The organism is Mesorhizobium sp. M4B.F.Ca.ET.089.01.1.1 (assembly GCF_004022605.1).
GTDB lineage: Bacteria > Pseudomonadota > Alphaproteobacteria > Rhizobiales > Rhizobiaceae > Mesorhizobium > Mesorhizobium abyssinicae.
Genome location: NZ_RZOS01000222.1, coordinates 1 through 9259 on the forward strand (window position 1 = coordinate 1; position 9259 = coordinate 9259).

Below are 9259 nucleotides of genomic sequence, written 5' to 3' on the forward strand. Positions count from 1 at the left end.
GTACGAGCTGACGCTGAACTACCGCAAGGACGTGATGCGGGCGGCAGACGACCTCGTCATGCTGAAGCGGCTGGTCAGGGCACAGGCGCGCCGCCACGGCGTCACCGCTTGCTTCATGGCCAAGCCGATCGAGAAATATGCCGGTTCCGGCATGCATTTCCATGTCTCGTTGCAAGACGATGCCGGCAGGAACGTCTTCGCCGAGGCCGAAGGCGAAAAATGGTCGCCGAAACTGCTGAGCGCCCTCGGCGGCCTGATCCAGACCATGGCGGAATCGATGCTGGTGTTTGCGCCGCACGCCAATTCCTGGCGGCGCTTCGTCTCCCAGTCCTACGCGCCGGTGGCGCCGACCTGGGGCGTCAACAACCGCTCGGTGGCGCTGCGCGTGCCTGCGGGCGACGCCAGGAACCGGCGCATCGAGCATCGGCCGTCGGGCGTCGATGCCAATCCCTATCTGGTGGCGGCGACCGTGCTGGCCGGTGTCTCCAGGGGGCTCGACGAAGGTCTCGATCCCGGGCCGGAAACCACCGGCAACGGCTATGAGCAGGCGGCCGGGCACAGCGCCATGCCGGTGGACTGGCGCGCCGCAATCGAGGCGGCGAGGGCATCGAGCTTTCTGAAGGAAGCGCTCGGCGCCGACCTGCACAAGACCTTCGTCGCCATCAAGCAGGCCGAATATCTGCGCGTCGCCCGCACCGTCAGCGAGCTCGATTACCACCTCTATCTGCACGAGGTCTGAGCGGAACCATAGCCCGCCCGGTCCATTTCACCCTGGAATGGATGAGGCACAGGATGGCCGCAACGACCCAGGCAAAGGCACCGGCCAGGCGCGGTTCGGACGATCTCGAGCCGACACCCGGCGAGAAGGCGTCGATCGGCGACTTGCGCGAGGCGGCGAAAGCCTGTCGCCGTTGCCCGCTCTGGCGCAATGCGACGCAGATCGTCTTCGGCGAAGGACCGGACAGCGCCGAGGTTGTGTTCGTCGGCGAGCAGCCGGGCGACCAGGAGGATGTGGCCGGCAAACCGTTCGTCGGTCCGGCCGGAAGGATCTTCGACGCCACGCTAGAGGATGCCGATATCGAGCGGCAGAAGGTCTACGTGACCAACGCCGTCAAGCACTTCAAGTTCGAGCCGCGCGGCAAGCGCCGAATCCATTCCAAGCCGAATGCCGGCGAGGTCCAGGCCTGCCGCTGGTGGCTGGACAGTGAACTCGATCTCGTCAAACCGAACCTCGTGGTGGCTTTGGGCGCCACGGCGGCGCAGTCGCTGCTCGGCAAGGCCGTGCCGGTGACTAAAATGCGCGGCGAGGTGATCGAGCGCGAGGACGGACTGCGCATTTTTATCACCATCCATCCCTCCTTCATCCTGCGCATCCGCGAACAGGCGGACAAGCAAGCCGAGCGCGAGCGATTCCTCAATGACATGAGGAAGGTGAGGCGGCTGATGGCGGTTTGATCAACTATGCTTCGGTGCGCCTCTTCGGATGCCCTCAACATTGATTAACAAGCATCGACAAGTTCGCGCCGCCCCTCATTGCCCTACCGGGCATTTCTCCCCGTATAGTGACGGGGAGAAAGACGCTGCCGCGGCATGATTTCGCCAACCACCGATATAGCAGCGCAGACGTTCGCAGCCAGTTGCCTTCTCCCCGTCACTATGCGGGGAGAAGGTGCCGGCAGGCGGATGAGGGGCAGCGCCGGCGCTTGCGCAAGGGCAATGCGGCACGCGTTAACGGACGAGAATCGCCCTCAAATCATTGACATTCGTGCCGGTCGGACCCGGCACAAACAGATCCCCGACCGCATTGAAGGCCGTCCAGGCATTGTTGCCGGCGAGCATCGCCTTGGCGTCGATGCCGGCGGCGCGCATGCGCGACACCGTCGAGCCGTCGGCGAAGGCGCCGGCATTGTCTTCCGAGCCGTCGATGCCGTCGGTGTCGGCCGCCAGCGCGTGAATGCCGTCCAGGCCGCCAATGGCGATCGCAAAGGCGAGCAGGAATTCGGAATTGCGGCCGCCCTTGCCCTTTGCCCGTAGCGTCACCGTCGTCTCGCCGCCCGACAGGATCAGCACCGGCTTGGCGAACGGACGCTCGCGCGTCGCCACCTCGCGCGCGATGGCGGCATGAACGCCGCCCACCTCGCGTGCCTCGCCCTCGATGGAATCGGAGAGGATGACGGCTTCTATCCCCTGCCGCTTTGCCTCGGCGGCCGCGGCTTCCAGCGACACGCCGGCCGACGCGATCAGATGCACTTCGTTGCCGGCGAAGATCGGATCGTCCGGGCGTGGCGCGTCCGCAGCCGGCGAATTGATGTGCGCCATGACCGAGGCCGGCAGCTTCATGCCGTAGGCTGATATCGATGCCAGCGCATCCTCGCGGCTGCCGGTGTCGGGAACCGTCGGGCCGGACGCGACGAGGGCCGGGTTGTCGCCGGGAATGTCGGAAACGACCAGCGACACCACCCTGGCGGGATGTGCGGCGGCCGCGAGCCGGCCGCCCTTGATGGTCGAGACATGCTTGCGGATCGTGTTCATCGCCGCGATCGGCGCGCCGGAGGCGAGCAGCGCCTCGTTGACGGCGATCTCGTCGGCCAGTGTCAGGCCGGGAGCAGGCGAGGGCAAAAGCGCCGAACCGCCGCCGGAGATCAGCGCCACCACCAGATCGTCCGCCGTCAGCCCGCGCACCTTGTCCAGCAGCCGGCGCGAGGCCTCGAGACCGGCCGCATCCGGCACCGGATGCGCCGCCTCGATGATCTCGATGCGCTCGCATTTCGCGCCATAGCCGTAGCGGGTGACGACCAGCCCGTCGATCGGGCCATCCCACACCTTCTCGAAGGCGGCGGCCATCTGCGCCGAGCCCTTGCCGGCGCCGATGACGATGGTGCGGCCTCTCGGCTTTGCCGGCAGATGGTCACGGATCGTCCTTTCGGGATCGGCGGCGGCGACCGCGGCGTTGAAGATCGACGTCAGGAAGGATTTGGGGTCTGTCATTGTGCTTCCGGCGCCAGGGCCAATTGCCTGCGGTCGGCGCCCAGATGCGCGCACAGTGCGTCGACGACCACGCCGTGGTCCTCGCGCTCCGGCAGGCCCGAAACGGCGATCACGCCGATCACGCCGGCGCCGTTGACGGTGACCGGAAAGCCGCCACCGGCCAGCACGTAGTCGGCGACATCCAGCCCCTCGCCGACCTTGAAGGTGCGGTCGGGGCGCTGCTGCTCCAAAACCATGCGGTAGGTGCTTTTCAGGAACCGCTTCACCACATTGATCTTGCGCCGCGCCCAGTCGGGATTGGAGGCGTTCGAACCCGGCATCGCGGCGTAGAACAGCGGCCGGTCGAAGGTTCTGATGTCGACGATGATCGGCAGGTCCTCGGCCAGCGCCCGCTTGCGGATCGCCGAGCCGATCTCGAAGGCGACGGCCTCGTCGAAGGCAGCAAAGACCAGCGTGGCTTCCTGTTTCTTGATCAGAGCGATGTCGTCGGCAACGGCCATGTCGTTCCCCTGTCGATGTCGCCGCACGCTTTGGCCGATGGTTGCCGTGGGGTCAAGCCGGAATGCTAGATCGCGATCGCGCTCTTCGCCGGTCGGCCAGCGACATAGACCTCGCGGACAGTGCGGTCGTCGCCCAGCGTCTGCAGCAGAAACAGTTCCTCGGCCAGCGCGCCGACTGTCTCCATCCTGAGCCGCATCGCCGGCGTGACGCGGGCGTCGAGCACGACGATGTCGGCGTCGGTGCCGGCATCCAGCGTGCCGACCTTGTCGGCGACCGACAGTGCCTCGGCATTGCCGCGCGTCAATTGCCAGAAGGACTGGAACGGGTTGAGCTTCTCGCCGTTCAGCGCGATCACCTTGTAACCCTCGTCCATGGTGCGCAGCATGGAATAGTTGGTGCCGCCGCCGACATCGGTGGCGGCGGCGATCCGGAGCGGTTTTTCGCGCCGGCGGTAGCGCTGGTAGTCGAACAGGCCGGAGCCGAGGAACAGGTTCGAGGTCGGGCAGAACACCGCCACCGAGCCGGAGCCCGACAGTGCATCCGCCTCGCGTTCGGAGAGATGGATGCAGTGGCCGAACAGGCTCTTTTTCCCGAGCAGCCCATAATGCTCGTAGACATCGGTATAGTCGCGCGACCAGGGATAGAGTTCCTGGGTGAAGGCGATCTCGGCATGGTTTTCCGAGAGGTGCGTCTGCATGTGTAGATCGGGATGCTCGCGGCAGAGCGCGCCGGCCATCTCCATCTGCTCCGGCGTCGAGGTGATGGCGAAGCGCGGCGTGATGGCGTAGTGCTGGCGCCCCTTGCCGTGCCATTCCGCAATCAGCGCCTTGCTATCGTCATAGCCCGATTGCGGCGTGTCGAGCAGGCCGTCCGGCGCGTTGCGGTCCATCATCACCTTGCCGGCGATGTTGAGCATGTTGCGGTCGTGCGATTCGGCGAAGAAGGCCTCGGCCGAGGCCTTGTGCACCGAGCAGTAGGTGGCGACCGTCGTCGTGCCATGCCGCACCATCTCGTCGAGGAACAGTCTGGCGATGCGGCGGCCGTGCTGGGCGTCGCGGAATTTCGTCTCCTCGGGAAAGGTGTATTTGTTCAGCCAGTCGAGCAACTCGGCGCCGTAGGAGGCGATGATCTGCATCTGCGGGAAATGCACATGCGCGTCGATGAAGCCCGGCAGGATGAGATGCGGGCGATGGTCGATCCGTCTTGCCCCGTCGCCGGCCTGCTTCTCGATATCGGCATAGGCGCCGGAGGCGACGATCCGGCCGTCGCTGATCAGCAGGCCGCCATCCTCCTCGTAGCGCCAGGCGGAATGGTCGTCGATCGTTTCCGGCCAGCGCAGGAAAGTCAGCGTGCGGCCGCGCAGAAGAGTCGAGATCATGCTTACTTTCCCGCGCCTTCGAACCAGGCGACCAGCAGCGCCCGCTCCTTGTCGCTGATCTGGGTGACGTTGGCGGGCGGCATGGCGTGGCTGCGGCCGGCCTGCAGGTAGATCTCGCGCGCATGCTCGGCTATGCGGGCGTCGGTGTCGAGCATCACGCCCTTCGGCGCGTGATAGATGCCCTCATAGACCGGCTCCTCGGCATGGCACATCGAGCAGCGGCCAAGCACCGTGTCGCGCACGGCCTGGAAATGCGCCGAGGCGATATAGCTCTCGGCCGCGGCGGAAGCCTTGGGTTCGCCGGTCAGGACCTTCGGCGCCGTCGACAGCCAGATGATGATGACGAACAGCACGGCGGCGCCGAGCCACGTCCAGGTCGGATTGCCCTTGCGGGCATGGACGGTGTTGAAATAGTGCCGGATCAAGACACCGATGATGAACACCAGCGAGGCGATCACCCAGTTGAACTCGGTGCCGAACGCCAGCGGATAGTGGTTCGACAGCATCAGGAACAGCACCGGCAGCGTCAGGTAGTTGTTGTGCAGCGAGCGCTGCTTGGCGATCTTGCCGTATTTCGGGTCCGGCTTGCGGCCGGCGATCAGGTCGGCGACGACGATCTTCTGGTTGGGGATGATGACCATGAAGACGTTGGCCGACATGATCGTGGCGGTGATGGCGCCAAGATGCAGGAAGGCGGCGCGGCCGGTGAACAGGTGGGTGAGTCCCCAGGCGATGAACACCAGCACGCCGTAGAGCACCAGCATCAGGCCGGTGTCGCTCTTGCCCAGCGGCGAGCGGCAAAGCAGATCATACACCACCCAGCCGACGCCGATGGTCGCCATCGACAAGAGGATGCCGACCGGCACCGCCATCGGCAGCACATTGGGATCGATCAGGAACAGGTCGGCGCCGGCATAGTAGACCACGCACAGCATGGCGAAGCCCGACAGCCATGTGGCGTAGGACTCCCATTTGAACCAGGTCAGGTGCTCCGGCATCTCGGCCGGCGCCACCAGATACTTCTGGATGTGGTAGAAGCCGCCGCCATGCACCTGCCACTCCTCGCCGAAGGCGCCGACCGGCAGGCCGGGGCGCTGGCGCAGCCCGAGGTCGAGCGCGACGAAATAGAAGGACGAGCCGATCCAGGCGATGCCGGTGATGACATGCAGCCAGCGGACGGCGAAGCTCAGCCAGTCCCAGAAAATCGCGAAATCCAGCATCGTGTTGCCCTTGGGAAGTCGTCCCTGCCGATTGCCCGACTTTACGGTCTGGCGCCGAAACGAAAAGAGGCGAGGTGCGCGATGACTTTCAAAAAAAAATAAAAAATACTAGGGTTGCCCCACGCAGCCGCAGAGAGCCACGCATGGCCTATCTCGACAACATCGCCGTCTTCGTCCGTGTCGTCGAGCTCGGCAATCTATCGGCGGCGGGGCGCGATATGCGTATTTCGCCGGCGGTCGCTTCCAACCGCATCAAGGAGTTGGAGAAGCACCTCGGCGTCCGCCTGTTCAACCGCACGACCAGGCAGCTGATGCCGACCGAGCACGGCACGGTATTCTACACCGGCGCCAAGCAGGTGCTGGAGGCGATAACCGAGGCCGAGGCCGCCGTCTCGGCATTGTCCGGCCAGCCGCGGGGCACGATCAAGGTGACGGCGCCGCTCGGCCTCGGCCGCCGGCTGGTCGCCTCCGGCATCCCGGACTTCCACGACAAATACCCTGATATCGAGGTGCGGCTGAGGCTTTCAGACCACAATGTCGACATCATGAAGGAAGGCATCGACGTCGCCTTCCGGCTGGGCATCATCGAGGATTCCAGCCTCAGGATGCGCGGCATCATGGAATGCGAGCGCGTGCTGGTGGCGGCGCCGAAATATCTGGAGGCGCGCGGCGAGCCGGCCGAGCCGCAGGAACTGATCGGCAAGAAGCACGACTGCCTGATGCTGCGCTATGCCGGCGCGCGCGAATATGTCTGGACGCTGCAGACGCCGGCCGGCCCGCAGAAATTCGAGGTGCATGGACCCTATGACACCGACGACGGCGACGTGCTGACCGGCTGGGCGCTGTCGGGCCGCGGCATCATCAACAAGCCGCGCTTCGAGGTCGAGCCCTTCATTCGCGACGAGCGGCTGAAGGTGATACTCGCCAAGACACCGCCGACGCCGGTGCAGTTCGCCGCCGTCTATCCGCACAAGAAGCTGCAGGACCCGAAGGTACGGCTGCTGCTCGACTTCATGGCAGAGCGCTGCCAGCGGCTGATCAAGGATATTCTGGCGGGCAAATAGGGGCTGGCCGGCAAGTGACGGCCCGCTGGCCCACTCCACAGGCTTGCCTTGCGCGAAGGCGGACTTAGGTTCGCGTCATGCATCTCGCCATTTCGCTCGACATTGCCGCCACCGACGGACAGGCCGGCCTGGACTTCCGCCGCATAGCCGGCTTCGTGCGGAAAATGGAAGCGGCCGGGATCGACCTGGTCGTCGTCTCCGATGCCGCCCCCAGCGGCGCTCGATCGACCAGCCCATTCGAGGCAACGACGCTATTGGCAGCTCTGGCGACCGTTACCGATAAAATAGGCCTCGTCGCCAGCGCCTCGACGCTCGCGCACCAGCCGTACAATCTGGCGCGGCGCTTCGCTTCGCTCGACATCATCAGCCACGGCCGCGCCGGCTGGAGCGCGACGATGATCCAGGATCCCCGCCAGGCCGCCAATTTCAGCCGGCCTGAAGGTTTTTCGGACGATGATTTCCGTCGCCGCGCCGAAGAATTCATCGGCATCGTGCAAGGCCTGTGGAGAGGCTGGGACGCCGATGCGCTTTTGTTCGACAAGGCCGGCGGCCGTTTCCACGACCCGCAGAAGATGCATCTGCTTGACCACAAGGGCGGGTTCTTTTCGGTGCGCGGGCCGCTCAACGTGGCGCGCTCGCCGCAGGACGCGCCGGTGCTGGTCATGTCCGGCCTGTCCGAGGCCGACCTCGACTTCGCCGTCCGCGTCGCGGACGTCGTCCTGATCGCCGAAGGATCGCCGGAAGCGACAAGGGCTGCTTGTGACGACCTGAGAGGTCGCGCGCTTGCCGCCGGCCGCGAGCCGGATGCCATGAAGGTTCTGATGACTGTCGCCGGGGATCCCGAACTGAAGGCCGAAGTCGGCCCGAACGGCTGCGACGGCCTCAACTTTACTTTGCCGGCGGATCCTCCTGCGCTTGAGGCCTTTGCCGATCGTGTGCTGCCGGAGCTGCAACGTCGCGGCCTGGCTCAATCCGCACGTGCGGGCGCGACGTTGCGCCAGCATCTCGGACTTGAGGCAGGAGGCAAACCATGAGCGCGCGTCAGATGAAGCTCGGCGCCTTCCTGTGGGCGACAGGCCACCACATCGCCGCCTGGCGCCATCCCGATGCGCATGTCACGGCCGGTATCGACATCGACCATTACATACAACTCGCCCGCACGGCCGAAGCGGCGAAGCTCGACATGATCTTCTGCGAGGATGCTGCCGGCCTGCGCGAGGCCAACGTCCAGATCGCCAGCCAGACCTCGCGCTCGATCGGTTTCGAGCCGATCAGCCTGCTTTCGGCGATCGCCGTGCAGACCGAGCGCATCGGCCTCGTCTCCACGGCGTCGACCAGCTACAACGAGCCCTACGGGCTGGCGCGAACCTTCGCCTCGCTCGACCATCTGAGCGGCGGCCGCGCCGGCTGGAACCTGGTCACCTCGGCCAGCCACATCGAGGCCGCCAATTTCGGCTCGACGGGCCTGCGTCCGCATGCCGACCGTTACGAGCGGGCGCGCGAATTCGCCCAAGTGGTCGCCGGCCTCTGGCGCGGCGGCGGCAATGGCGGCCTCAACCATGACGGCCACAGCTTTTCGGTGAGGGACGCGCTCGACCTGCCGCGCTCGCCGCAGGGCGCGCCGGTCATGGTGCAGGCGGGAGCCTCGGAGGACGGCAAGGACCTTGCCGCCATGACCGCCGACGTGGTGTTCAGCGCGGCGCAGACCTTCGAAGAAGCGAAGGCCTTCTACGACGACGTCAAGCGACGGCTCGCCGCCTACGGGCGAGAGCCGGAAGACGTCAAGATCATGCCCGGCGTCGCGCCGGTCGTCGCCGCCACAGAGGCGGAGGCTCGGCAAAAGCATGAGGAATTGCAGGAGCTTATCCCCGACGAGGTCGGCGTGGCGCTGCTCGCCAGCTATCTCAGCATCGCCGATCTCTGGCGCTATCCGATCGACGGCCCGCTGCCCGAACTGCCGGAGAGCGAGGGCATGAAGAGCCGGCAGGCGCTGGTCGTCGAGCAGTCGCGCCGCGATGGTCTCTCCATCCGTCAGCTTGCCCGCCATTTCGCCGGCGCGCGCGGACATTGGCGGATCGTCGGCACGCCAGCGCAGATCGCCGACGAAT

The 9259-nt window shown here is 65.8% G+C and carries 9 protein-coding genes; 5 read left to right on the top strand and 4 right to left on the bottom strand.

All coding sequences use genetic code 11. From position 1 onward, the window contains the following. A partial coding sequence (locus tag EN780_RS20120; RefSeq protein WP_245500034.1) for a glutamine synthetase family protein occupies positions 1-739 on the top strand: 739 nt, incomplete at its 5' end. A 53-nt stretch (positions 740-792) separates the two neighbouring features. Next, entirely contained in the window at positions 793-1455 is a 663-nt protein-coding gene (locus EN780_RS20125; RefSeq protein WP_128275097.1) for a UdgX family uracil-DNA binding protein, read from the top strand. Positions 1456-1728: 273 nt separating this feature from the next. On the opposite strand, the gene EN780_RS20135 is transcribed toward EN780_RS20125, so the two are convergent. The 4 genes from EN780_RS20135 to EN780_RS20150 form a co-directional block, all read right to left on the bottom strand. Next, a complete protein-coding gene (locus EN780_RS20135; protein ID WP_128275098.1) occupies positions 1729-2988 on the bottom strand; it encodes a glycerate kinase in 1260 nt (419 codons plus the stop codon). Then, entirely contained in the window at positions 2985-3488 is a 504-nt protein-coding gene (locus tag EN780_RS20140) for a heme-degrading domain-containing protein (protein WP_128275099.1), read from the bottom strand. Before EN780_RS20140 ends, EN780_RS20135 begins: the two co-directional genes overlap by 4 nt. Before the next feature lie 65 nt (positions 3489-3553). Then, complete coding sequence (guaD, locus tag EN780_RS20145) at positions 3554-4867, bottom strand: guanine deaminase (RefSeq protein WP_128275100.1); 1314 nt, start codon at positions 4865-4867, stop codon at positions 3554-3556. 2 nt (positions 4868-4869) lie between these two features. Further along, positions 4870-6087: a urate hydroxylase PuuD gene (locus EN780_RS20150; protein WP_128275101.1), complete on the bottom strand. Its 1218-nt coding sequence runs from the start codon at positions 6085-6087 to the stop codon at positions 4870-4872. Between the two features lie 143 nt (positions 6088-6230). Between EN780_RS20150 and EN780_RS20155 the strand changes: the two genes are divergently transcribed. From EN780_RS20155 to EN780_RS20165, 3 genes are all read left to right on the top strand, one after another. Then, entirely contained in the window at positions 6231-7151 is a 921-nt protein-coding gene (locus EN780_RS20155) for a LysR family transcriptional regulator (RefSeq protein WP_127285407.1), read from the top strand. Between the two features lie 77 nt (positions 7152-7228). After that, positions 7229-8185 (top strand): LLM class flavin-dependent oxidoreductase, encoded by a 957-nt coding sequence (locus tag EN780_RS20160; protein ID WP_128275102.1) that lies wholly within the window; start codon positions 7229-7231, stop codon positions 8183-8185. Further along, positions 8182-9259 (top strand): LLM class flavin-dependent oxidoreductase (locus EN780_RS20165; RefSeq protein WP_128275103.1); only part of this gene is annotated, 1078 nt, incomplete at its 3' end. The genes EN780_RS20160 and EN780_RS20165, both read left to right, overlap by 4 nt.

What these genes read in the sequence shown, in the direction of transcription:
- EN780_RS20140 (WP_128275099.1), bottom strand. Translation starts at nt 3,488, where the DNA reads ATGGCCGTTGCCGACGACATCGCTCTGATCAAGAAACAGGAAGCCACG.
- EN780_RS20160 (WP_128275102.1), top strand. Translation starts at nt 7,229, where the DNA reads ATGCATCTCGCCATTTCGCTCGACATTGCCGCCACCGACGGACAGGCC.
- EN780_RS20155 (WP_127285407.1), top strand. Translation starts at nt 6,231, where the DNA reads ATGGCCTATCTCGACAACATCGCCGTCTTCGTCCGTGTCGTCGAGCTC.
- EN780_RS20125 (WP_128275097.1), top strand. Translation starts at nt 793, where the DNA reads ATGGCCGCAACGACCCAGGCAAAGGCACCGGCCAGGCGCGGTTCGGAC.
- EN780_RS20135 (WP_128275098.1), bottom strand. Translation starts at nt 2,988, where the DNA reads ATGACAGACCCCAAATCCTTCCTGACGTCGATCTTCAACGCCGCGGTC.
- EN780_RS20150 (WP_128275101.1), bottom strand. Translation starts at nt 6,087, where the DNA reads ATGCTGGATTTCGCGATTTTCTGGGACTGGCTGAGCTTCGCCGTCCGC.
- guaD (WP_128275100.1), bottom strand. Translation starts at nt 4,867, where the DNA reads ATGATCTCGACTCTTCTGCGCGGCCGCACGCTGACTTTCCTGCGCTGG.